Raw genomic sequence first — 22,505 nt, 5'->3', positions numbered from 1 at the left:
TTTGTCAAAGGAACACGGTTTTTTCTAAGTCCTTTACACCTTATAACCCCTTTCCACTTTCCTGACTATCCGCCTCATCGTCCCAGCTTCTTTGAATAACGCCAGTAACAACTCAACCGTCCCTAAACACCCTTCAACATCCAAATACTCATCAGCGCTATGTTCATGATAATAACCGGCTGACAAGTTCACACTTTGAATGCTGTGCGAAGCCCAGATGCGCGTATCACTGTTGCCGCCGGCTGTGCATTTCCAACCCGCTAGTCCGTAGTTGCTGGCAGTTTCTTCGATGAATTTACCGAATGACTCGTCACAGAATTGCTCATACCCGCCACAGGAAGTCACAATATCACCCTTGCCTTTTCGGTCGATGACAAAGGCCGCATCAACATCATGCAGGAAATTCGCATCGACTGCCTTCGCTCCCAGGAGACCGATTTCTTCTTCGACGGTGAAAATGTATTTCACGGTCCCATTGAAGTTCGTTGCATCCAGACGTTTCAGTGTTTCCAATAGGATGGCGACACCCGCCCGGTCATCTGCGCCCAAAATACCGCTGCTGCTGGTCCAGATGTTGCCGTCTTTTATGATCTCGCGCCCTTCATCAAAACTGTATACGGTATCCAGATGCGCATTCAATAAAATCACCGGTCCTTTTCCTCTCCCATAAACCTTAACAGCCAGTATATTGCCCTTGTGGTCCATTTCCAAGGAGTCTGCATGATTCACGAGTTTGCTTCGGACCCAGTCGCGAATGTCATCTTCGTCTCCACTTTCACCGTCGATTGACAGGCAGCTTTCAAGCTCCATGAGGAATGACCGCTTTTTCAATTCCTCCATACCCTTCTCCAGGTCTTCCGGAGAAAATGTGTTTAATGCTTCAGCCGCATCGAGCAATTGGATTCGCGGCACTCGTATACTGACGGAGTGATTGCGAATATGGATGTTCGGCAGTCCAATGACCGTCAGCACTTTAACAACGGTTGCCATATCCGTCTCTCTGGTAAATGAAATGCCAGGAAGCTTCTTTTCGTGGCCATCGCAGCAACTGGTTGTCGACAGGCCCAGCCGATTCAATTGGCGGATGACACCTGCCATATAGGTGTCGAAATTTTTGATGCCGGGAATGTCCACGCCGGGTCCAAACTGTAGCATCTCGGTCCGCCCTCTAAATTTGAAATCCACCGCACGCAGCCACAGTTCTTCATCAAGTTCCCTTTCTTCAATTTTCAATAAGCCATGAACACTTGAGTAAGCCACAAAAAGTTCATCCAGGGTTTCCTTAAGAAACTTCATATTCTCTTCGGTTTCTTTCAGGCAATCAAATCTTCCTTCCCCAATTTCCTCTATCAGAAATCCGTGGCGAATAAATAATCGGTTCAAGTTCTGCATGTGCATCCTCTCCCTTTCTGGTATTGCCCTTATTATAAAATAAGAGCTGTGACACGAATGTCACAGCTCCAGGGAGGTAGGGGTTATTCAATTTCATCGTCGACTCGGTAAAAAATTAGATACGGAAATGAACCGTTATAATAATACGCCCGATTTCCTGAAGATGTTTCAATGACTGCCGGAATAGCACAAGCTTCTAAAGCTTCCCTTACCCTACGCACAGCTTGCCTATAAGTTGACCACGGTACATCATCATCGTGACTAAGATCTCCAAAGCATTCCTTTACAGCATGGGTATTGGCAGGAGCGCCAGCCGAACTGCTCGTCAATAAATGCCGCAGCACATCACTCGTCCTCTTGGTCAAGTCTTCACTCTTGCCGTTAAAACTAACGCTTGTTTCGACGTCGCCAAAATACAGCACAATCGTGTCCTTGGGATTGTCCATTGCCAGCTCGTCGCAATGCCGTTTCGAGCAAGTCGTTCTGCCCAATGCCGTTTCCTGATAAAAGGCATGGGAGCTTAAATAAGCATCGTTTTCAGTTATGCTGTCGTACAGGCTGGAAAATTCATAGCCGGGCAATTTTTCGACTTCGTCTGCCGGAAACTTCGCAAGATCCTCCTGCGACTCTTTCGCAATATGCAACGCGCTGTTTGTCAGATACAATTGCGCGTTCACTTTTTGCCGGTCCGTCAGTGCCATTTTTTTATTCGTATTGAAACGCTCGGAAAGAATGGCCTTCTGAAAATAGTTCGCAGCGTTTATAAAGCTGCCGTTGCGATAGTAGATGAACCCTAATCGGTAGGCGGCAGCCGGATTGTACGGATCATAGCTTAATGCCCGTTTCAAGTTCGGTATCGCCACCTGGTCAACCTTTTGGTCCGCCTTTTTCAGGTATGTGCCGTAATGCACCAGATTGAAAACGAGCCGTTCAGTTATGTCGTCCAAATAGCTCTGGTCTTCCTGCTTTCTGTGAACCCTTTGCTTAACTTTGTGGTGCATCGCCTTATAAAGCTCGATCTTCCGCTGATACAATAAGGATTCTTCAAGATCAGGGGTTTGCAGATGAAGCTGGCGGTCCTGTTCTTCCAGTTCTTCGAGGGTCATCTGGTTATAGCGCATGGCTGATCATCCTTTAGCTTTTTATAATCATCTTTGTTACTTTCTATACAAACGCTCTTCATCCCTCTTTGCCATTCGCTGAATCCAAAATGGTTTTGGATAATTCGATAAGCTTCTTTTAAGTGTTAGTCCGATTTATGACTGGCTGTTGTTTCCGATAAACGCACAAATTTTACTGTCAATATTGAATTTTATTTGTCAAATGCGTAACTAATCTAATAAAAAAGAGCAGCAGGCTTTTTATCAGCCTCTGCTCTACCATGTATTCAATTCTTATGATTCCTGCTTCACCGTTAGCGCCTTTTCATTCAACTCACCGGTAAGCTCTTCAAACCAAGCTTTATCCCCAGTCTGCAAAGCCAGATCAATCAGATACTCCAACTGGGCAGTGTCTTTCGGAGCCGATTCCGGCAAGCTCTCTACCTGTTTTACCCCTAATGGAATCGTCATCCCGATAATGCTTTCATTATCGCTTTCGGCAACAGTGACATTCACAGCGCCCTGCACCATGCTCATCGAATCTATAAACCCAATAATTATTTCACCATCGAGCGATGTTCCCTTAACCCAATCACTAGTCTTCAGTATTGTTTTATCTTCATTCATATTTGAACACCTGCTTTTTCATATATTTTTATAATAATTTGAACGTAATTCATGCACTACAATTATCAATACCCTCTCGAGCAACTCCTACTCATTTAAGGGGGTAAACCGAATACTACTATTTCCTCAATCAGAACTCAATAAATATGCTCCGATTTCGAGGCTTATAGAGCAACCGGCCAAACAGGCCTTATTTCTCCACACTAGTCAAAAAGAGCAGTGGCTCCCTTATGCCTCTGCTCTTTCCTGGATCACTATCTTTTCAGTTCTGCTTATCTAAAATAATGTCTGAACCCTCTCATTCAACTCAGCCAAAAATTCAAGCTTGCCGGCTTTTTTGGTTTTGGTCAGCGGAATGCCTTCCACTTGAGTGAGATGCAGATAATCATAACACCAAGAACAGCTACAAGATATTCCTGTACCGGTCATGATTGTGAGTTAGCAGGCTTTTCATGAAAACTCAATGATTGCCAAAATAACTGCAACGGACAATAATACGACTCCCAATGCAATCCCCCAGTATTTTTTCGGAGCTTCTTCTTTCCTCAACATCAAATAATTGAACCCAAGAAAAAGCAACGTGCTGATACCTGCGGCCAGCAGTGTCTCCAGAGAGAAAAAGCGGATCGGCTCTCCCCAACTGAAGGTAATCCATAAATATAAGTAAGCATAATTGGAAATAACTCCAATGATTATATTGCCGATATAAAACACAATTTTTTTCATTCGAGACATTGAGATCCCTCCTCGGTTATTGGTTTATTTAATGAATCGAGTAAATTTCATAATTCCGAGACCTTGCGGCTCTAGGTGTGTAACGGCATGAAAATAGAGCACCTCCCCAAATCCTGTATAATGGTAGTCACCACAACAACACACAAACAGGAGGGAAAGCGCTCTATGCCTATTATAAGACAAGATAACCTATTTGACATGCATGAATTATTTGAGATGGAACCTACCCATCGATTTAACGCTATTTTCTCGACGCTGGAACTGGGTCCGCTTCTTCATATCTTCGACAAGAAGACACATCGAGGCGCGCCGAGAGAACTCAATTACGGTGCCATGATTTATTCGTTGATCGCTCGTGTGGTGGAGCGTATTCCGACGATAAAGTTATTGGTGAAGCGCTTAAAACAAGACCCTTTTTTTCGTTTTGACTGTGGATTTCTGTTATCGGACGACGTCCCATCTGAAGCTTCTTATTCCCGCATGATTGCGGCGATCAGTGAAACTGACGCGCTGTCGAAAGTGCAAGACGTACTTGTGGCTCTAGCGATCCAGGAAGGTTTCATCACAGAAGAATCTCTGGCCATTGACGCCACGCATTTTGAAGCACGCGACAAACCGGCAGTGTCTGAGAAAAAAGAAAAACCAGCTCCGAAAAAACGAGGACGGAAGCCGAAAGACGAACAAGCCGAATGGCAAGCCGCCAAACAAAAGCAGGAAGACGAAAAGACGCTCTATGAAAAAGAGATTGTTCATCAATTGGATGCCTCCACCGAGGCACTGGTAAACGAGATGCCGCTGGCCCCGAAATGGGGCATCAAGAAAAATAGTGATGGAAAAAACACCTTTTGGTTCGGCTACAAAGCTCATTTGGCTGTCAGTACGAACAGCCAGTACATTATCCGAGGACTCATGAGTTCCGGCAGCTTGAATGATGGAAAAGCCGCCATTCCCCTCCTGAAGCAAATCCAGCAAACGATGCCGGATCTTTTTCAAGCGGGCATCCTGGACAAGGGCTACGATTACAAACCCATTTATCAACAACTGCAGGAGATGAACCTTCACGCCGTTATCGCGTACAACCCGCGCCGAGAAGGCGAAGTCATCGGGTTTGATGAGCATTTCGCGCCGACGTGTGTACGGGAACACTCGTATCGCTACGACAGTTATGACGCTAAATACGAAACCTTGAAATATTCCCGTCCCAAAGAGTGTGCGTCGTGTCCGTTGAAAGACGATTCCCTTTGCCAAAAAATCTTTAAAATCAAAAGGTCAGTAGACCTTCGAAAATATACATCGCCTGCCAGAGGTTCCTTGAAGTGGACGCTGTACTATAAACAGCGCGCCGCAGTGGAACGTGTCAACGCTTACTTGAAGGAGTCTTTCGATTTGAATAACGTTCGGCACCGGACGGGCAAGAAAGCGAAAGTCCATTTTCAATTCGTGACCTTAATTTACAACGCATGCCGTTTGGCGAGTGACCGATTGAAAGCCGCCAAGCACGCCGCTTTAGCAGCTGCCTAAATTTAAAAAACGGAAAAAATGATCCGAAAAATCGTCTGCACTTTTTAAAAGGGCGATTTATGAAATTGATTCAATCGTTAGTAAAAAGGGAAATATAGAATTTCTGAAAACTATTATACTTTTTATGGAACTATAGAGGATACAGGTATTTTTTGTATTATTTTCAAGTCAAGAACAGGATTGAACTGTGTCCTCTTTATTTTACCATAAATTTTTGATCACTAAACTTCATTTAATACAGATGCTTCGAAAGGGGAGGAAATCATAATCAAAAAGAGCAATGGAATGAAATAGCCATTGCTCTTTTTTAGTAAATATTAATTTTTATTTGTTTATCAAACTTCCTGTTTCTTTAGATTCAACTCAGCAGAAAGCTCCTCAAACCATTCTTTATCGCCAGTCGCCAAAGCAAGATCGATCAAAAACTCCAGCTCGCCGGCATATTTGGTTTCGGCCATCGGAATGACTTCCAGTTGAGTGAAATGCATCGGAATCGTTTTGCCGATAAGCGCTTCGTTGTCGCTTTCCGCGACCAATACATGAACTGCCTTTTGTTCCAGACTCATCGAATCCACAAAACCGATGATCATTTCGCCATTGCGGGAAATGCCTTTTACCCAGTCGTTGTTCTTTAAAATCGCTTTATCATTATTCATCATAGGTTTACACCTCTTCTGTTTATATTAGTCTTAACAGAAACCATCCGGTCCACAAGCTTTTCCTTCAAACAGGACTTTAGGCTTTTGTTTCTGCAGTTCTTCGTTGATCAGCTGTTCGAGTGTCTCTTTCGTATGGATGCCGGCGATTTTGGTTTCGCCGATCACGAATGTCGGTACAGCAGTTATTTCAGCCTCTTCATATGAGTGCTCAAGTGCCTGTTGGTGAGCTTCCTTGTATTTGCGGGAAAGGAGTGCTTCACGGTATTCTTTTTCATCCAAGCCGACTTCCCCTGCCAGTTTCGTCAACACTTCGACATCGCCGATATCCTGGCTCTCCTGGAAAAAGGCTTTCAGCATGCGTTCATTATAGGCAGTGCCTTTCCCTTTTTCCTTGGCATATTGAAATCCTTCAAATGCCAAATGGGTATGTGGCTGCGGCGATACATCCGGCAGGACTATCTCGATTCCCATTTGTTCCGCCATCGGGTAAACCGATTGTGACCAGGTTGTTTGAAGATACTCATCTTCCGGGCGCAATGCCGGATTTGGAGCTGGACGCAATTCGAAAGGCATCCACTCAACTTCCACATCTTTTCCTTTAATCGCTTCCTCCAAAGGCTGTTCTGCCAGGAAACAAAATGGACAAACATAATCCGAATATACTTTCACTTTTACTGTCATATCAAAAACCATCCTTTCAACTTCCCGGATCGTTATATAGTTAAAATCAATCGATTGTCATCTGCATATCACTTTCAATAAAGCCCCAATAATTTTGGTGACTATTGAGAATTTTACGCAGATTTATTCATTTTTACAATAAATATGCTCTGACTTCGAGATAAATACCTCAGTTTTCTTCTATTTAAATATCTTTACCTGAGTAAGCGTTTGCTAAATGATATGAAGCAAAACAGCGAAGGAATGTGATCCTTTATTAGTGTAGCTTTAAAAAAACCGTGCTCCTGCAGTGCTGCGCACTTCGTCGCAAAGACATTAGCCTCGCCAGCTTCGGCTAATGTCTTCGTAGCTGTTTTGCGGAATATCATGTTTCTAAAATATCCTTTACTTCCCCCCTCCCTTCATTTACACTGAAGCCATCGGGACAACCCGAACACAAAAACCGCATACCGTTTTCTGCACTGGGGGTGCTTATTTTAGCTGAGATGCGAGCGAAAGCTCCGATCCCTTATGACTCGAACAGGTTAGGACCTGCGTGAGGAAGTGCGGTGACTTTCCGCAAAACGAACTTTTCAGGAGCTTAATACTCCTTTTAACTTGCATGGAACAGTGGCTGCATCTTCACGGATGCGGCCCTTTTTGTGTACATTTTTAAGGAGGAATATTGTTATGGAACCATTGCAATGCGGCACAAGCCCGATCGTCGGATTTCGCTTTACGCTCAATCCGATGTCCGGCGACTTCATCCCTATCATCAAGGGGGCGTTGAACGAAACCGACACCTCGAACGTCTGGATGCACACGGATGACGTCTCTACCGTCATCCGCGGCAAGCAGAATCACGTCTTCAACGTGGCGAAAGCATTGACGTTGCATGCAGCTAAAACCGGCGAGCATGTGGCATTGAACGGCACCTTCTCGATCGGCTGTCCGGGAGACACATCGGGGGATGTCTATCTTGATAAAGACGATGTGTTGTTGAATACGGATGACACGCCGCAATACGTTTCTTCCCAGTTCGCGCTGTATCCGATGAATAATCCGGATTATATGAGCGTCATCTACCGTGAAGTTGACCGTGCCAAAGAACACGGCGTCTGGAACGATTCGATGCATTACGCCAGCGGCATCCACGGCGATATCCACGATGTCTCCAACTTCTATGAGGAATCTTTCACCCATGCCCGCTCGGAGGAGCATCGCCATCTCGTCATGACGGTATCGATGAGCATCAACAGTCCGTCTCACAAAAAAACTGATGGAGGTAACGTGAATGCTTAACTCATGGAAACTGAAGGAAATCGTCCTGATGTCGCTGTTCGGTGTCGTGTTCGGCATCATCTATTTACTGTTCATCCACCTCGGCAATATCTGGGCCGGTCTGATCGGCCCCATTGCCTATGAATGGATGTTCGGCATCTGGTTTATCGTGTCGATCATCTGCATGCATATCATCCGCAAGCCGGGTGCCGCGTTCCTGCCCGAAACACTGGCGGCAATCATCGAAGTGATGCTCGGCAATGCCGTCGGTCCCCGTCTCATCCTGTCCGGCGTCATCCAGGGACTTGGTGCGGAAGCCGCCTTTGCCGTGACACGCTACCGCCATTTCAATATTTTTGTCTTTATGCTGGCAGGCATCGGTGCGGCTGTATTCAGTTTCATCTACGGCTATTTTGTATCCGGCTATGCGGCACTTGACCCGTCCTTCGTTGCGCTGATGTTTACGCTGCGCGTACTGAGCGGCGCCATCATTGCGGGCATCGGCGGCAAATACATCGGCGATGCGCTCCTTGCGACAGGATCGCTGCGCGGTTACGCCATTGCCAAACCCGCGGCGCGTGATGCCAATGCCTGACAGCATCTTTTCAATGAAAGACGTCAGCTTTCGCTTCCCGGATGATGTTCGCAACACCCTCTCGTCCCTGTCCTTTTCCATCGTTACCGGCGAACGGGTCGCCATTTCCGGACCGAGCGGCTCGGGAAAATCGACCCTATTGTATTTACTGAACCGGCTCTATCCCATGAATTGCGACGGCATTGTGGAAGGTGACATCCATTTGTTCGGCAAACGGGCAGAATCGTATGCACCCGGTGAGATCAACCACCGCGTTGCCACCGTGTTCCAGGACCCCGATTCGCAGTTCTGCATGCCGACGGTTGAGGAAGAACTCGCGTTCACGCTTGAGAATTTGAATACCCCTGCCGCCGAAATGACGGAACAGATCCGGCGTGTTCTGGAATCCACCGGGCTTGCCCATCTGCGGAACGCCAAGATCCAAACGCTTTCCGGCGGCATGAAACAACGCGTCGCCACTGCCTGTGCCCTGGTGATGGATCCGGAAGTGCTGCTGCTCGATGAACCGATTTCGCATCTTGACCCCAAAACCGCGAAAGAGTTCATCGGTTGGCTGGACCGGCTGCAGAAAACATTCGGCATTACGGTCATTGCCGTTGAACACCGGCTGGACAGCTGGGGATCTTTTTTTGATCGTGAAATTTTAATCGATGCCGACGGAGCGATTGAAGCGGACCGGAAATTCATCCCGCACCAACCGTTCCACTACCCGCTCCGGCTGAATGAGGTGTTGGATGAGCCGGCCATCTCAGCGACTGGCCTGTCCGTGAAAATGGGCGGAAAGACTCTGCTCCATCCCCTGTCTCTCCAGGCCAGGAGGGGCGAATGCATCGTCATCGCCGGACCGAACGGCAGCGGCAAATCCACACTGGTGAAAGCCCTGTGCGGAATCCATAAAAAAAGTTCGGGCACTGTCACATCGAATCCCTGCGGCTATGTGCCGCAATCACCGGAATTTCTGTTTCTGACCCCGACAGTGCGGAACGAGCTCGCTTTTTCCGGCACGTCTTCCCTGCTTCAGCTTCAGGAGTTGATGGATTCTCTGCGGTTAACGCACATTGCCGCACACAACCCGTTCGCGGTCAGCCACGGCCAAAAGCGGCGGGTCGCGATTGGCGCCATGCTGGCGGACAAACGGCATGTGCTGTTTCTCGACGAACCGACTTCGGGCCAGGACCGGGGAGCCCTGCTGGAACTGTTCGATCTGATCGACAGCCGGTTGGAAAAGGGTGATACCGTTTTTATTGTCACCCATGACATGGAATTTGCCGCAGCCATTGCGGATGGAGTGCTGTTGCTGAAGGATGGACGAATGACGGGCATGTTCCCGGCCAAACGGGTCTGGGAAGACCCAGCGTTGCTCGCGGTCCATCATCTGCTCCCTCCGAAAGGAGCGATGCAGCATGCGGAATCTCCTGCATGATATGAACCCTTCCATCAAATTCATCACGGTGACCATCGCAATGCTGGGATTGGCCTTTTTCTTCAATCCCTGGACGCCCCTGCTGTTCTTTTTCAGCATCATCGTCCTCCAATTGTGCTGCAGCCGGATGGACTGGAAAATCTGGTCGCTGTTCATGCTGCCGTTTGCGTTTGGCGCGTTCGGCTACCTGTGGACGACAATTGTCTTCGCTGCGGAAACCGGCGGCACCGTTATATGGTCCGCATTCGGTTTCGATGTGACCGATGAGCAATGGGCGCTGGCCTTGTCGCTGTCGTTCCGCGTGCTGGCATTTTCATCCCTGTCGCTTCTGTTCGCCTTGACGACGGACCCGGTCCGTTTTGTCATGAGCCTCATGCAGCAGCTGAAGCTGTCGCCAAAGCTTGCCTACGGCGTCCTTGTCGGCTATCAGTTCCTGCCCGTGTTGAAAGATGAATTTTTCCAGATCCAGCAGGCCCACCGTCTGCGCGGTGCCGCTGTCGAAAAGTATTGGTGGCAGCGCCTGCTTGGCGTTCGGCGGATCATCATCCCGATGCTTGCCGGTGCTGTCCGCAAAGCGGAACGCGCCGCGTTTGCGATGGAAGCCCGCGGGTTTACCGGCGAGCCGCGAAAGGAATATTACCAGCCCGTTTCGTTAAAATTAAAAGATTTTGGGCTGGCATCTGCAATATTGACACTGGTTATTGCGTCTTCCATCGCCGGCGCTATGTTGTCAGCATAATTAGATCTTGCAACAATTCGAAAATTCACAAAACCTATTTTTGTAAATTAATACAATTAATAAGTCCTAAATACCCTATCTACTTATATTTCCTTCATTTAAACTGAACTAGCAGTAATATTCTGCCTTCTTACCAAAAGCTAAGCAGAATGTTTATTCGCGTCTTGATAAAGGCAAAGCAGTTGAAAGGCTGCGACGCAAAGTTTCAGGCCTGTGGCTTCGGCTATGGCGGCTGGGCTGCCGGGAATGGCGAATGATACTTCTCTATAATAGTAGAGTTCAATATTCCTTCGATTTAAAAATGAACTCGGAGGTAATGAGATGTTGTCAAACAACAAAAAAGAACAAGTTTCCAAACAGATCAAACGCTATTTTGCAGTTGGGGTAATTGCCTCAGCGGGTATGCTGTCATTGAATGCCGTGGCTGTTCTCGCAGATGAAAATTCACCGGCTGAAGAGCAGGAAGCAATTGGCACGCCGGAAGCGGCTGAAGAACTTGAAGAAGCGGAAGAACCTGCACTTGTGCCGGGCGATTTCTTTTATTTCCTGAAGCAATTGCAGGAACAGGTTCAATTGGCCTTTACGTTTGACTAGGCAGCTGAAGCGGAACTATTTGCTGACTATGCAGAACAACGCATTCTTGAAGCGGAAGCATTGATGGCAACCGGCGACGAAGAACTGGCAGTTGAAACGCTTGAAAAAGCATTGGCGATGTTCGAACAAGGTCTTGAACAGTTGATTGATGGGGACGTGGAAGAACCTGAAGTAACTGAAGGAACGGAAGAACCTGGAGAAATTGAAGAACCTGGAGAAACTGAAGAACCTGAAGAAAACGTAGAAACGCCTGATGAAGACACAGACGGCGAAGAGCTTCCAGAGGAAGAAATTGAAGAAGAAGCCCCTGCCGAAGAAGTTTCGGAAACGGATGAAGAGTTAACGGAAGAAGATGCGCGCGCTGCATTGGAAGCCAAATTCAGCTCAAGCCTTCTGGCGCTGCAGGCAGCAATGGAAAAAGTGACGAATCCACAGGCAAAAGAATCGCTGGCTAAAAATGTCGCCAAAGCGATGGAGCGCCTGGAACGCAAGATGGAAAAGGAACTCGCCAAATTAGAGGAATCCGACGAAGAAGCTGAAGAGCCGATCGAAGAAGAAACTGCTGCCGAAGAGGATGCTGTTGAGGAAAATTCTGTTGAAGAACCGGAATCCCCTGAAGAGAGCGCCGAAGAGGACATTGAAGAACCTGCAGAACCTGCCGAACTTCCAGAAGAAGATACGGAAGAAGCAAGCACTGTTTCCCCCACTTCTGAGGAAACCGATTCTGCAGATGAAGTAACTGACGAACAGCAGGCTGCTGCGAAAGCAGTGAAAGCGGAGGAAAAGCAGCGGTAAAAGCTGTGAAAGCCGAAGAAAAAGCTGCTGCGAAAGCACAGCACAATGCTGAGAAAGCTGCTGCTGAAGCGCAGCGTGAACAGGACAAAGCGAATGCAGAAGCCAAGCGTGCAGCTGAAAAGGCCGCCGCTGAAGCTCAGCGCGAACAGGACAAAGCCGAGGCTGAAGCCAAGCGTGCAGCTGAAAAAGCGGCCGCCGAAGCTCAGCGCGAGCAGGATAAAGCCGATGCAGAAGAAGAGCGCAAAGCGAAAAAAGACAAAGATAAAGATAATTAAAGCAGTATGGGTTTTATGGCCCGACAAAAGACAGACCGGATATGAATTATCCGATCTGTCTTTTTGCATGCAAAATTTTGTGAATTACGCCACTCCCCGGAAATAAAAACATGTTTTCAGCTCAATGCGACATCTAGAATCATCATGATCGTAAAGCCGATCAGCAGACTATTGGCCGCAAGTCCATGGTTGCCATTTTCCCGTGAACCTGGAATCACTTCTTCTGCGACCACGAAAATCATTGCCCCGGCAGCGAAACTTAAGGCATAAGGAAGCAACGGCTCCGTCATGCCGACGGCTGCAGCGCCCACCACCGCTGCAACCGGCTCGACGAGCGCCGAAGACTGTCCGTACAGAAAGCTTTTCTGGCGGGATTTTCCTTCAAGGCGAATTGGCATCGCAACTGCAACCCCTTCAGGAAAGTTCTGTAATCCGATGCCGATTGCCAAAGCGACGGCGCCCGCCAGTGAAGCTTCTTCATAGCCAGCCGCTACCGCCCCGAAGGCGACGCCTACAGCGAGCCCTTCCGGAATGTTATGCAGTGTTATTGCGAGCACTAAAAGCCGGCTGCGATTCGCTCTTGGTGTGATATTTTTATCGGACGGATGTTGATGCGGAATGTACCTGTTTAACAGGAATATGAATAATCCACCCGCCATGAAACCGGCAGCACTGATGAGCCATGCAGGCTGGGAATGCGAATTTTCCGCCATTGCAATCGCCGGAGACAGAAGTGACCAGAAGCTGGCGGCGATCATGACCCCTCCGGCAAAGCCCAGCATGGCATCCATAATTTTCAAATTGATGGTTTTCACGAGAAAAACTGTTGCAGCTCCAATCGCAGTAACGCCCCACGTAAAAAGCGATGCGAGCAGAGCCTGCATGACAGGAGATACGCTGATAAACCATTCAACCACGAAGCATCACATCCTCACATATGGCGTGGGAAAATCTAAAAAACCGCTAATTCACTGGAGAATTAGCGATTCCTGAAGGGTAATAGCTTAAAGCTTTGTCGCAGAGCCTGCGTTTCTCGTTGCCGGTGGAATTGAAGGAGATGGTTCTCCTAACAACCAGCAATTTTAACGTTTGCTAGATTTATTCCTTATTCCCCCTTTTTTTAAACCTAAAACAGAACACTGTATAAGTTGTACTAAAGATCTTCTCTCTAGATATCTCTTCGGCACTATTGGCAAGGCAAAGAATATGTTCCCGCAATAAGCCGAGAAGAGCACTCGTCTTTTGCTCCATCGGCCTTCGTCTGCTTCTAAGCCGCGCCGGCGCTAAGAGAACTCTCTAGAGATATGGAGCAAAACAGCGTAGACGCCTGCGGGACCAGCGAAGTGGCGAGATCCACTCGGGCGAATAGCCCGAGTTAGCTCGACGCAAGCCCGCGGCAAGCTTAGCTGCTTTGCGGAATATCGGCTACTACAGTTTATTAGTTCAACTTAAATAATGATTTTAAACAGAAAAAAAAAGAGCTGAAAAATCAGCTCTCAAGTTTCCCATATGTAATCTCGTCTTCATCCCTTACATCCACACCCTCACGGATATGAACAATCGTACGCAAAATCAGGCGTGCATTTTCGTTTTCCACCAGCCAGCGCTCATCCGGCACAATCTCAAATTGCTGCATGACCGTGTCCTTCGATTTAACGGATCCGGCAAATTCCAGCGACTGTTTTGAAATGACAGTTTCGATAATGTCGAAGTCACTGTCTTCCCGGTAATCATCGATCAATTTGATGACATGCAATTCCACATAGTCTACTTCCTGATCAGAGTCTCCCCCTTCGAAATAAATGGTGCCATTCAAGGTTTCTCCTTCTTCAAGATGCGGTCGCTCCACAACTGTTTCGACTTTCATTGAACCAAAGCCGATTGATGATAAAAAGTCTTTGAATTTCATAACTCGGAAACCTCCAAAATTTATATTAAAATATTCACTCTTATTACTTTACTATAAACGATTAATGCAATTCCGTATAATCATAATGATTGTCGAGTGTTGGTTCATGTCGATTGTATCTCCGTTTGAACAATTTGAATATATGGGTCACCAGAACACGCAGGATGGCGTACGCCGGAATCCCGAGGATAACCCCCGCCACACCGAATAACGAACCGGCGGTCAGGAGCACAAAAATGATGGTGACTGGATGGATATACAGCGTTTTCCCCATGACCTGCGGAGAAATGACGTTTCCTTCCACCACCTGGACCACCGTCCAGACAATCGCCAGCTTCACCAGCATGAACGGTGAAGTGACCAGTGCAATGATGACGGCTGGAGTAATGGCGATTGCAGGGCCGATGTACGGCACCACGCTGGTGAACATCGCCAGTACGCCCAGAAGCAGCGCATAGTCCATTCCGATAATCAGGAAGCCGATATATACCATTACCCCAATCAGAAACGCGACAATCAACTGTCCTTGGATGTATGCGCTCAGTTGCTGGTCCGCTTCCCCGAATACCTCCCTTGTTTCATCACGGAAACGGGGCGGCAACAGCTTCAGTATATATTCAGGAAGCTTTTCCCCATCCTTCAGCAAATAAAACAGAATGAATGGAACGATGACGATCGACAGGATAAAACTCGTAATCGTCGACAGGAATCCTGTAATACCGGTAACGATGCTGGTGATCGTGTCCTGCAGAATGCCGGCCAAATTGGCTGGCAGGGTATCCATCAATTGATCGATATCAAAGTTGGAACCCGTATAATAACTGCCCAAAAATGAGGAACGGAGAAATACATCGACGTCCATCAATAATTGGTTGAAATACTGCGGAAATTCGTCGATCAACATTTGGAACTGCTCCCTTAAAAAAGGCAGGATCAGAAATGTGACCAGCGTAATTAATCCGATGACACCCAGGAAAATGATGAGGATGCCCCATATTCTCTTGATGCGAAATCGTTCAAGCAGCCGCAGAACAGGCCTTAGCAGATAATAAAAGATCATCGCCAAAGTGACGGGAAGCACGACTGTCTTCATGAATACGCTCAGCGGATTGAATATGAAGGAAACTTCCCTGAATAAAAAGATGACTGCGCCGATCAACACTAAAGCGATTAAGGTGAATAATGTATTTCTGCCCCCAAGAAACCTTATATAATTCGTTTCAAAAAAGGATGGCTTTTGTTCTGGTTCCATGGCGCGACCTACTTTCCCTTTAGGCTATTCCACTCTATTTTATCATATTTTCAGAATTTTTTATTGTAAAGGCTGTTCCAGAAATTCACTTAACGCCTGGCGGTTCTGCTCGATATCAATTTCCAGCACCGAGCCGGCCTGCGGATAGCTGGCATTACTGTAACTGTTCTCCACAGGAATCGTAAGCCTCTCAATTCCTTCCGTTCCACCGCTGGCCATATTCGTCGCCAATTTCACCTGATCGAGCAGCGGCATATCCGTTTGGACATAGCCCTGTGCTGCACCGGCCAATTTCGGGAATTTCGGGATGGTGGAAACGCTGACCAGTTCATCCTTCAGCGCTGCGATTACTTGCTGCTGCCTGCGAACACGGCCAAAATCCCCTTCGCTGTCAGCCCGGAAGCGCGCATAGCCCAGTAATTCCTTGCCGTTCAGGCGCTGTTGGCCCTGCGTAAGTGAAACACCGATCAGTTCGGACATGTCCTTTTCAACATCGATTTCCACGCCGTTTGGTGCGGCAATATCGACCAGTTTTTCAAAGCTTGAAAAATCGACTAATGCGTAATGATGAATTTCCACCCCGAACATATTGCGCAGCGTGTCCGCAAGCAGATCGGCGCCCCCAAGATAAAAGGCGGTATTCAGTTTATAGGATTGGTAACCCGGTATATCTGCATAGATATCCCGCATGAACGATACAACTTTTACATCGTTTGTTTCCTTGTTGTGCGCAACGAGCATCATCGTATCCGTACGTGACTTTTCTTCACCGCGCGAATCGACACCCAGCACCAGGATATTTTCATAGCCTTCATTTGCTTCGTCATTATTGAATTCCACTTCCGGCAGATCCGACTCTTCAGCCAATTTCTTGCCACTCTGGTATTGCACGAAAAAATACGCGCCGATGGCAAGCATCACGATCAGCAGCAGAAGCAGAATCCCCCTTTTTCTGAACCGTCTTTTTTTGCGGCGCTTTCCTCTAAGTTGTCGTTCTTCTTCCATTTTTGACACATTCCTTTCTATTGACCATGCAAAAAGAAGACGCATGGACTTTGCAGAAGTTTCTGGTGGTATTCTTAGATTTAGATTTATAAATCGCTTCGGCGCTCTGGACAAGGCTCCCGCAATAAGCCGAGAAGAGCACTCGTCTTATTGCTTCGCCCAGTCCTGGAACGCGCCGGCGCTGAGAAAGTAGCTTTGATTAAGAGAGTATCTTAGATATGGAGTAAAACAGCGCAGACGCCATGGGGAGCAGGCGGATGCCGACGAAGGGCGAGATCCACTCGGGCGAAGTGAAACGAGACCGAGTTAGCTCGGCGCGAGCCAAGAGTTGGCCGTAGCCTGCAAGGCCGGCTCTTTGCGACGAAGCTAGCGCAGCGATGCAGGAGCACGGGTTTTGGCAAGCAAGCTGTTTTGCGGAATATCGATGAAAGAAGAAATATTACTTATCTTCTTACAGTATAAACAATTTTATTGTCTGTAAACAGTTGCAGTGGTACTATTTCTTTTATGAGTGACAGGAGGAGATAGTATGATGGAGAAAGCGACATTCGCAGGCGGCTGCTTCTGGTGCATGGTAAAGCCTTTCGATCAGTTTGAAGGAATCGAAGGAGTGGTTTCCGGTTACACAGGCGGCCATGTGGAAAATCCGAGCTATGAACAGGTAAAAACCGGCACAACCGGACATTTGGAAGTGGTGGAAATTACGTTTGACCCAGCGCTTTTTCCATATGAACAGCTGCTGGATATTTACTGGCAGCAAATCGATCCGACAGACAATGAAGGGCAATTCCAGGACCGCGGTGAGCAGTACAAACCGGCAATTTTCGTTCATAATGAGCAGCAGCGCACACTGGCTGAGCAGTCAAAGGAGGCGCTGGATGCCAGCGGACGCTATACAAAACCGGTGAATACGGAAATTCTTGACGCCACTCCGTTTTATGCGGCAGAAGATTACCACCAGGATTATTATAAAAAAAGCGCGGATCATTACGAAGAAGACCGCGCCAATTCCGGAAGAGATGAGTTTCTGAATGCAGTTTGGGAACCGGAAAAAGCCGGAAAATAACGTCAACGGACGCCCCTTTAGCGGGAGCGTCCGTTTTTTCATTTCTTATAACAGCTGTATAAAAATGATCCCGGCCAGCATAATGACTAAACCCAAAACATGAAGCGTCGTAATCTCGCCTCTGTTAGACCCCAGCAGACCAAAACGTTCCACTAAAAGACTGCCGGTCAGTTGCCCGAACAAGGCCAATATAACCGTTGGACCGGTACCTATTTGGCCAACGAGATAAACATTCATCAATATGTATGTTCCTCCGAGCAAACCACCGGACCAAATCCACCAGGGCGCTTTTTGCTCAACTGGTTTTTTAATGCTTGAAAATGATCGATATTTAAATCCGACAATGAGGATTAATATTGAAGCGCCCGTAAAAAATGAAACAAACGCTGCATGAATCGGTGAGCCCAGTACAGTCCCCAACTGTCCATTGACCGCTGCCTGAGTGGCCATAAGCATTCCCGCTCCAACTCCGAGCAAACGCCAATGCCATTGTCCTTCACTGCGTTCTTTAGCCAACACCTGTTCAGTCACGTTATTATGCCGTCTGGAAATTATTGCTGGTAGCGCAACAGTTAGAAAAATTCCGATTACAAGTAAAATAACGCCGATCAATCGATTGGGTGTAAACGGCTGTTCCAATGAGTTAAACCATCCAAAATTATCTATCAGCATCCCCATCACAATCATACCCAGTATAGGCATGACGGATGCTTGTATACTTCCTATTTTGGCGAACAATAAAATACTGGTTGTTAAGCCAATGACCCCAAAAACCCCTCCAAACCAAATCCACACCGGCAGATCGGCAATAGTATCCAGCGGAATCCCGAGTGGCGTACTGCTGAACACCATGGCAACGGCCAAGAATGCCGTTCCAACGATGAATGAAATCATGGATGCTTCAAATGGTGATTCAACAAACTTTCTTAACTGGGAGTTGACAGCTGTCTGCATAGCTAAACCAATCCCGATACTTATTCCCAATAGAGCCAAAAACATTAAGTATACCCTCCGATTAATTTCTAATTCTATAGAAAGAATATGAGGAATAAAAGAGAAAATTGCTTTGAATGAACACTCGCACCCGTCAGTAAATATATAGGCAACCATAAGTGTCTATTCCTGAAATGTTCAAGAAGATAGGTGCAATCCTTTTCTGATATTCATATTCTCTTTTTTCACTTCACTATACTTGTAGTTATCCAACTATAAACCATACATTTTATCAGATTAATAAAGGAAGAAGATAACAAATACCTCTTCCTTATATCCCCTTTTAAATTTACTGGACTAGTGCCCCCAATCCTTTGCTATAATAAGAGCGCACCAAACGACTAACACGCACAAAGGAGCGCATAGACCTAATGCTTAGACTACTCACGCTCATTTTATTCACCTTTCTTACAATCCCTTCTACTGCTCTTGCAACCGTTACGCCCCCGCCGGCGAACCCTGGCGATGAGGAAATGATGCAGGAAAACATTCCGGATTCGGTCAGCACAACCGCCCGTGTCCTTGAAATCATAGAAGAAGGAACAGAACTGGATGAAATGACTCAAGCGGAAAGAGAATTTCAACATTTAAATGTAGAGATTTTATCAGGAGAATTTAAAGGCCGGGAGATAGAAGTCACAGGCTACAATTACGCAGACACCTACTACGCAACCAGCAACTTCTGGTTTGAAGAAGGTGACAGGATTACCGTCCGGTTTCAGGTTGAAAATGGGGAAATAGCCTTTGCCTCTCCCGTAGATTACGCCCGGGATTATCCGTCCTATATCCTTGTCGGGCTTTTCATTGCACTTTTAATCCTCTTCGGAAAGATGAAAGGTGTCAAATCCGTTATAACTTTAGGACTGACCATATTCATTCTCTTTAAATTTATGATTCCTTATTTACTGGAAGGACATAATCCTGTTTTGCTTGCACTCGTTACCGGAGCGATTGTAACGGCTTTAACCTTTTTGATTGTTAGCGGTTTTTCCCGTAAAACGCTTGCTGCTATTATCGGAACGGTGGGCGGATTGGGCTCGGCAGCTCTTATTTCCGTTGTTTTCATGATGCTGATGAACCTGTCCGGTTTTCATGGTGAAGAAGAGGTGATGCTTAGTATGTTGGAGCAGGAAAGTCCGATTGACCTTTCCGGCCTGCTGCTTGCCGGGATTATTATCGGAGCACTGGGCGCTGTAATGGATGTTGCTATTTCGATCGCTTCATCGCTTGAGGAAGTAAAACGTAATCACAAAAAGGCGTCATTTAAAGAGCTGTTTAAATCCGGAATGAACATAGGCGGGGACATAATGGGCACAATGGCGAATACCCTGATTTTAGCTTATGTGGGTGCTTCCCTCCCAATTCTTTTATTAATGTATGCCTATGAATATCCTTACGGAGAATTGATCCAGATGGAGTTCTTTGGGGTTGAGATACTGAGGACACTTGCCGGGAGCATTGGTCTCGTTCTTGCCATTCCGATTACTGCATTGATTTCAGCCTTGCTTTTAAGTAAGCAGGAGGTAAAAATAAAACAAGATTCTACGATTATTGTAGGCGACCGGAGTACAGGCGCATAAGAAAAGCCGAGGCGATACTATCGCTTCGGCTTTTCTTTGCTGTCTGATTAGAAGTCCAATTTTACCAATCTACCTTGGTTTTTTCGTCCGTGTAAAAGCGTGTTACTTTTTAAAAAAACTTGCATCAATTTCGAGCTTTATTTTACGCATAACTTTTAAGAATCCAGCAACCTTTTATACTAGGATTTCTGGGTTCTTATTATTATGTGCAAGATTTGTGCCAGCTACTGTTAACATCATGATATGTAAACTAACTGCTTTCATTTTGCTAAACCTTCTACAAATGAAAGATAGGTCGCATAAAATTGGTCAGCTTCCTCTAAAAAAGGATAATGATTGCTTCGATCAAAGATGGCCAACGTTGCATTGGGAATCGATTCTCCCATTTCTTTCGAATATTCGATAGGGCATTGCACATCGTGCCTTCCGCAAATAACCAGGGTAGGGGTGGTGATCATCGGCAGTTTCTTGGTTACGTCAAAAATATGTACTTCTCTGCTGAAGAAATTTAGCCGGATAGCCGACATCCCTTTACTGATATCCAGTGAAAAGTACTCTTCATACTTGTCTGGGTAGTATAAAGACAGTTTGGTCCTTTGCACCTTCAAGTCTCTTTTTTTCTCTACCGACAAATTGGGGTGTTTTAAGCTGTCCATCAGTTCCTGCATTCTAGAAAAGTGGGGATGTTCCGGATTGTAGATGCAATCATTCGAAAAAGTCATATATTCCCGTGCTGCTGCGCCAACGATCACGTTGAAGCTAAGCTTGTCTGAAAAATAAATGCCATAAATAACCCCCAGCATGCCGCCGGTTGAATGTCCAGCAAATCCCCATTGATCCAGGGCTAAGGATTCACGAATCGCTTCCAAGTCCAGAATGGTCTCCAGCATGCTTAATTGATAAGGATGAACCGCCTTCTCAGAACTTCCAGCTTCTCTTAAATTGACTAGATATACTCGGTTTCTCTGGGTAAAAGACTCTGCAAAGTAATCCCCTGTTTCATTGAACTCCGAATAATGATGAGTGACGCACAAGGGAGTTCCCTCCCCTTTTGCAAACACTTCAAATTCTCCACGAACAGTGGTAATCAGGTTTCTTTCCCACATCATAAGATTTGCCCCCTTACCTTTAGACTATCCATTCAAAATCTCAGTTTAAAACCATACGGAATAGCCTATTGAATGTATAATTTTTTCTAGAAAATCCCCTTTCTCTCGTCGCTCTTCAAAGTTCGTTGTAATTAGTATTCTGAATGTAACTTACTTACCAATAAGTTACTTTCAACTGATACTAAATTCATTTCTCAAATGGATTGATTACTCTCCATCCTTTTCCTTCAAATAGTTTTTTTAGCATCCAAAGATGATCTCCACCCACTACCAATAAAATCCGTTCTTTTGGTTTTTCTAAAATCTCACTAATGTTTTTTACAATGACCAATTCCCTTTCAATCCACTTGCTTAAGAAAGATACACCGATATTCAGACCGTTTTTTTCAACAGCTGAAAAGGAAAGATACATTTGTTCCAATTCCTTGGTCAATTCTTGGTTATTGAGGTTGCGATAAGATTCAAGTAACGTCTTTTCAGGACTAAGTGCAGCACTTTTTTCGCTGAATGCCTCTACACCTTGTAAAACACCAGGATAATTTTCTTGAATCGATTGATTAAGTGCCATCATTTCCTCTTGAGTTAATGGCCCAGCCCAATTGACCGCAAAAACTTTTTTATGATCCAGTTTAGTTGCTAGTCTGAATCCTACTTGTTCGATTTCATTCATTACATAATTTTCTTCGCTCTTGGTGTACCCCTTGTTTAACTCTTCCTGCTCACTTCTTTCCCACTCCACAGCAACTTTGCTCGGTTCAAAACCTGCGAGAAAATCAACCAGTTCTAAAATTTCAGCCTGCTTATCCTGTAGGACGTCCTCTTGGTAAGCAAAGTGATATGTTCCCACTAAGACAATCTCTGTTTCTCTCGCCATTGGGCTTTTCCCTTCTCTCTTTTCAGTGATAAGTACGTTTATTAAATAAATTCAAGTTTATGGATTTAATTTAACTGCACTTTTCTTACATTTAAATCTTCAAAAATTTCATATACTTATATTAACATTAATTCCCATCACTTAAGCACCTCTTATACTAACAATAAAACCGTTTGTAAAAGTACACTTCTCCGAAATCGAGTAGGAGGGAGCGATTAACTCCCGACCTCTCACACCACCGTACGTACCGTTCGGTATACGGCGGTTCAATTAAGATGCATAACGCAAAGTTTCATAACGTGCTACCAGACTTTTGAGCCC

The 22,505-nt window shown here is 46.1% G+C and carries 23 protein-coding genes and 2 riboswitches; of the genes, 10 read left to right on the top strand and 13 right to left on the bottom strand.

Annotation, left to right across the window (positions count from 1 at the left end):
- Positions 1–33 precede the first annotated feature (33 nt).
- The 4 genes from DIJ65_RS07110 to DIJ65_RS07095 all read right to left on the bottom strand — a co-directional run bounded on the left by DIJ65_RS07110 (position 34) and on the right by DIJ65_RS07095 (position 3,854).
- A complete protein-coding gene (locus tag DIJ65_RS07110; protein ID WP_117300602.1) occupies positions 34–1,392 on the bottom strand; it encodes a M20/M25/M40 family metallo-hydrolase in 1,359 nt (452 codons plus the stop codon).
- An 83-nt stretch (positions 1,393–1,475) separates the two neighbouring features.
- On the bottom strand, positions 1,476–2,513 hold the full coding sequence (locus tag DIJ65_RS07105) for a tetratricopeptide repeat protein (protein ID WP_117300604.1): 1,038 nt from the start codon (positions 2,511–2,513) through the stop codon (positions 1,476–1,478).
- A 273-nt stretch (positions 2,514–2,786) separates the two neighbouring features.
- The gene (locus tag DIJ65_RS07100) at positions 2,787–3,119 is read right to left on the bottom strand and encodes an IDEAL domain-containing protein (RefSeq protein WP_117300606.1); all 333 of its coding nucleotides are present in this window, start codon (positions 3,117–3,119) and stop codon (positions 2,787–2,789) included.
- Between the two features lie 450 nt (positions 3,120–3,569).
- Positions 3,570–3,854, bottom strand: a complete 285-nt coding sequence (locus tag DIJ65_RS07095; RefSeq protein WP_117300608.1) for a hypothetical protein — start codon at positions 3,852–3,854, stop codon at positions 3,570–3,572.
- Between the two features lie 165 nt (positions 3,855–4,019).
- On the opposite strand from DIJ65_RS07095, the gene DIJ65_RS07090 reads away from it, so the two are divergent.
- Positions 4,020–5,375, top strand: a complete 1,356-nt coding sequence (locus tag DIJ65_RS07090; RefSeq protein WP_117300610.1) for a transposase — start codon at positions 4,020–4,022, stop codon at positions 5,373–5,375.
- A gap of 335 nt (positions 5,376–5,710) precedes the next feature.
- Here DIJ65_RS07090 and DIJ65_RS07085 read toward each other — a convergent pair whose 3' ends face one another.
- The gene (locus DIJ65_RS07085; RefSeq protein WP_230321305.1) at positions 5,711–6,034 is read right to left on the bottom strand and encodes an IDEAL domain-containing protein; all 324 of its coding nucleotides are present in this window, start codon (positions 6,032–6,034) and stop codon (positions 5,711–5,713) included.
- Between the two features lie 30 nt (positions 6,035–6,064).
- On the bottom strand, positions 6,065–6,715 hold the full coding sequence (locus DIJ65_RS07080) for a DsbA family oxidoreductase (RefSeq protein ID WP_117300651.1): 651 nt from the start codon (positions 6,713–6,715) through the stop codon (positions 6,065–6,067).
- Positions 6,716–7,168: 453 nt separating this feature from the next.
- Positions 7,169–7,274: riboswitch (TPP riboswitch) on the top strand.
- A 110-nt stretch (positions 7,275–7,384) separates the two neighbouring features.
- On the opposite strand from DIJ65_RS07080, the gene DIJ65_RS07075 reads away from it, so the two are divergent.
- From DIJ65_RS07075 to DIJ65_RS07045, 7 genes are all read left to right on the top strand, one after another.
- Positions 7,385–7,996 carry a YkoF family thiamine/hydroxymethylpyrimidine-binding protein gene (locus tag DIJ65_RS07075; protein ID WP_117300612.1) on the top strand — a complete coding sequence of 204 codons (612 nt, stop codon included), beginning with the start codon at positions 7,385–7,387 and terminating at the stop codon, positions 7,994–7,996.
- Positions 7,989–8,570 (top strand): ECF transporter S component, encoded by a 582-nt coding sequence (locus tag DIJ65_RS07070; RefSeq protein WP_117300614.1) that lies wholly within the window; start codon positions 7,989–7,991, stop codon positions 8,568–8,570. The genes DIJ65_RS07075 and DIJ65_RS07070 overlap by 8 nt, the downstream gene beginning before the upstream one ends.
- Complete coding sequence (locus DIJ65_RS07065; RefSeq protein ID WP_117300616.1) at positions 8,563–9,993, top strand: ABC transporter ATP-binding protein; 1,431 nt, start codon at positions 8,563–8,565, stop codon at positions 9,991–9,993. The genes DIJ65_RS07070 and DIJ65_RS07065 overlap by 8 nt, the downstream gene beginning before the upstream one ends.
- On the top strand, positions 9,974–10,732 hold the full coding sequence (locus DIJ65_RS07060) for an energy-coupling factor transporter transmembrane component T family protein (protein ID WP_117300618.1): 759 nt from the start codon (positions 9,974–9,976) through the stop codon (positions 10,730–10,732). The genes DIJ65_RS07065 and DIJ65_RS07060 overlap by 20 nt, the downstream gene beginning before the upstream one ends.
- 162 nt (positions 10,733–10,894) lie before the next feature.
- Positions 10,895–10,977, top strand: a riboswitch (cyclic di-GMP riboswitch).
- Positions 10,978–11,053: 76 nt separating this feature from the next.
- Positions 11,054–11,326: a hypothetical protein gene (locus DIJ65_RS07055; RefSeq protein WP_071152474.1), complete on the top strand. Its 273-nt coding sequence runs from the start codon at positions 11,054–11,056 to the stop codon at positions 11,324–11,326.
- A gap of 63 nt (positions 11,327–11,389) precedes the next feature.
- A complete protein-coding gene (locus tag DIJ65_RS07050; RefSeq protein ID WP_071152473.1) occupies positions 11,390–12,121 on the top strand; it encodes a hypothetical protein in 732 nt (243 codons plus the stop codon).
- A gap of 5 nt (positions 12,122–12,126) precedes the next feature.
- Positions 12,127–12,396 carry a hypothetical protein gene (locus DIJ65_RS07045; protein ID WP_117300620.1) on the top strand — a complete coding sequence of 90 codons (270 nt, stop codon included), beginning with the start codon at positions 12,127–12,129 and terminating at the stop codon, positions 12,394–12,396.
- A 116-nt stretch (positions 12,397–12,512) separates the two neighbouring features.
- On the opposite strand, the gene DIJ65_RS07040 is transcribed toward DIJ65_RS07045, so the two are convergent.
- The 4 genes from DIJ65_RS07040 to DIJ65_RS07025 form a co-directional block, all read right to left on the bottom strand.
- Complete coding sequence (locus DIJ65_RS07040) at positions 12,513–13,313, bottom strand: ZIP family metal transporter (RefSeq protein ID WP_221930615.1); 801 nt, start codon at positions 13,311–13,313, stop codon at positions 12,513–12,515.
- 572 nt (positions 13,314–13,885) lie between these two features.
- Positions 13,886–14,305: a sporulation protein gene (locus DIJ65_RS07035; protein ID WP_117300622.1), complete on the bottom strand. Its 420-nt coding sequence runs from the start codon at positions 14,303–14,305 to the stop codon at positions 13,886–13,888.
- Between the two features lie 61 nt (positions 14,306–14,366).
- Positions 14,367–15,557: an AI-2E family transporter gene (locus DIJ65_RS07030; protein WP_117300624.1), complete on the bottom strand. Its 1,191-nt coding sequence runs from the start codon at positions 15,555–15,557 to the stop codon at positions 14,367–14,369.
- A gap of 60 nt (positions 15,558–15,617) precedes the next feature.
- Positions 15,618–16,562, bottom strand: a complete 945-nt coding sequence (locus DIJ65_RS07025; protein ID WP_117300626.1) for an LCP family protein — start codon at positions 16,560–16,562, stop codon at positions 15,618–15,620.
- A gap of 532 nt (positions 16,563–17,094) precedes the next feature.
- Between DIJ65_RS07025 and msrA the strand changes: the two genes are divergently transcribed.
- Positions 17,095–17,628 (top strand): peptide-methionine (S)-S-oxide reductase MsrA, encoded by a 534-nt coding sequence (gene msrA / locus DIJ65_RS07020; protein WP_117300655.1) that lies wholly within the window; start codon positions 17,095–17,097, stop codon positions 17,626–17,628.
- Positions 17,629–17,673: 45 nt separating this feature from the next.
- Here msrA and DIJ65_RS07015 read toward each other — a convergent pair whose 3' ends face one another.
- Positions 17,674–18,738 (bottom strand): DMT family transporter, encoded by a 1,065-nt coding sequence (locus tag DIJ65_RS07015; protein WP_313903013.1) that lies wholly within the window; start codon positions 18,736–18,738, stop codon positions 17,674–17,676.
- A 356-nt stretch (positions 18,739–19,094) separates the two neighbouring features.
- Between DIJ65_RS07015 and DIJ65_RS07010 the strand changes: the two genes are divergently transcribed.
- Positions 19,095–20,201, top strand: coding sequence for a YibE/F family protein (locus DIJ65_RS07010; RefSeq protein WP_185959515.1), 1,107 nt, complete (start codon positions 19,095–19,097; stop codon positions 20,199–20,201).
- A gap of 260 nt (positions 20,202–20,461) precedes the next feature.
- Here DIJ65_RS07010 and DIJ65_RS07005 read toward each other — a convergent pair whose 3' ends face one another.
- Both DIJ65_RS07005 and DIJ65_RS07000 read right to left on the bottom strand, forming a co-directional pair.
- Positions 20,462–21,307, bottom strand: coding sequence for an alpha/beta fold hydrolase (locus tag DIJ65_RS07005; RefSeq protein WP_117300657.1), 846 nt, complete (start codon positions 21,305–21,307; stop codon positions 20,462–20,464).
- Positions 21,308–21,497: 190 nt separating this feature from the next.
- Entirely contained in the window at positions 21,498–22,184 is a 687-nt protein-coding gene (locus tag DIJ65_RS07000) for a DUF5694 domain-containing protein (RefSeq protein WP_117300632.1), read from the bottom strand.
- Positions 22,185–22,505: the final 321 nt, after the last annotated feature.

The organism is Planococcus salinarum (assembly GCF_007004625.1).
GTDB classification, from domain to species: Bacteria; Bacillota; Bacilli; order Bacillales_A; family Planococcaceae; genus Planococcus; species Planococcus salinarum.
Note: the sequence above shows the minus strand (reverse complement) of the source record. Positions and strands in the feature narration are given on the sequence as shown.

Excerpts from the sequence above, each read along its gene's own strand:
- DIJ65_RS07110 (WP_117300602.1), bottom strand. The coding sequence starts at position 1,392 with ATGCAGAACTTGAACCGATTATTTATTCGCCACGGATTTCTGATAGAG.
- DIJ65_RS07105 (WP_117300604.1), bottom strand. The coding sequence starts at position 2,513 with ATGCGCTATAACCAGATGACCCTCGAAGAACTGGAAGAACAGGACCGC.
- DIJ65_RS07100 (WP_117300606.1), bottom strand. The coding sequence starts at position 3,119 with ATGAATGAAGATAAAACAATACTGAAGACTAGTGATTGGGTTAAGGGA.
- DIJ65_RS07095 (WP_117300608.1), bottom strand. The coding sequence starts at position 3,854 with ATGTCTCGAATGAAAAAAATTGTGTTTTATATCGGCAATATAATCATT.
- DIJ65_RS07090 (WP_117300610.1), top strand. The coding sequence starts at position 4,020 with ATGCCTATTATAAGACAAGATAACCTATTTGACATGCATGAATTATTT.
- DIJ65_RS07085 (WP_230321305.1), bottom strand. The coding sequence starts at position 6,034 with ATGATGAATAATGATAAAGCGATTTTAAAGAACAACGACTGGGTAAAA.
- DIJ65_RS07080 (WP_117300651.1), bottom strand. The coding sequence starts at position 6,715 with ATGACAGTAAAAGTGAAAGTATATTCGGATTATGTTTGTCCATTTTGT.
- DIJ65_RS07075 (WP_117300612.1), top strand. The coding sequence starts at position 7,385 with ATGGAACCATTGCAATGCGGCACAAGCCCGATCGTCGGATTTCGCTTT.
- DIJ65_RS07070 (WP_117300614.1), top strand. The coding sequence starts at position 7,989 with ATGCTTAACTCATGGAAACTGAAGGAAATCGTCCTGATGTCGCTGTTC.
- DIJ65_RS07065 (WP_117300616.1), top strand. The coding sequence starts at position 8,563 with ATGCCTGACAGCATCTTTTCAATGAAAGACGTCAGCTTTCGCTTCCCG.
- DIJ65_RS07060 (WP_117300618.1), top strand. The coding sequence starts at position 9,974 with ATGCGGAATCTCCTGCATGATATGAACCCTTCCATCAAATTCATCACG.
- DIJ65_RS07055 (WP_071152474.1), top strand. The coding sequence starts at position 11,054 with ATGTTGTCAAACAACAAAAAAGAACAAGTTTCCAAACAGATCAAACGC.
- DIJ65_RS07050 (WP_071152473.1), top strand. The coding sequence starts at position 11,390 with ATGGCAACCGGCGACGAAGAACTGGCAGTTGAAACGCTTGAAAAAGCA.
- DIJ65_RS07035 (WP_117300622.1), bottom strand. The coding sequence starts at position 14,305 with ATGAAATTCAAAGACTTTTTATCATCAATCGGCTTTGGTTCAATGAAA.
- DIJ65_RS07030 (WP_117300624.1), bottom strand. The coding sequence starts at position 15,557 with ATGGAACCAGAACAAAAGCCATCCTTTTTTGAAACGAATTATATAAGG.
- DIJ65_RS07025 (WP_117300626.1), bottom strand. The coding sequence starts at position 16,562 with ATGGAAGAAGAACGACAACTTAGAGGAAAGCGCCGCAAAAAAAGACGG.
- msrA (WP_117300655.1), top strand. The coding sequence starts at position 17,095 with ATGGAGAAAGCGACATTCGCAGGCGGCTGCTTCTGGTGCATGGTAAAG.
- DIJ65_RS07015 (WP_313903013.1), bottom strand. The coding sequence starts at position 18,738 with ATGGTTGCCTATATATTTACTGACGGGTGCGAGTGTTCATTCAAAGCA.
- DIJ65_RS07010 (WP_185959515.1), top strand. The coding sequence starts at position 19,095 with ATGATGCAGGAAAACATTCCGGATTCGGTCAGCACAACCGCCCGTGTC.
- DIJ65_RS07005 (WP_117300657.1), bottom strand. The coding sequence starts at position 21,307 with ATGTGGGAAAGAAACCTGATTACCACTGTTCGTGGAGAATTTGAAGTG.
- DIJ65_RS07000 (WP_117300632.1), bottom strand. The coding sequence starts at position 22,184 with ATGGCGAGAGAAACAGAGATTGTCTTAGTGGGAACATATCACTTTGCT.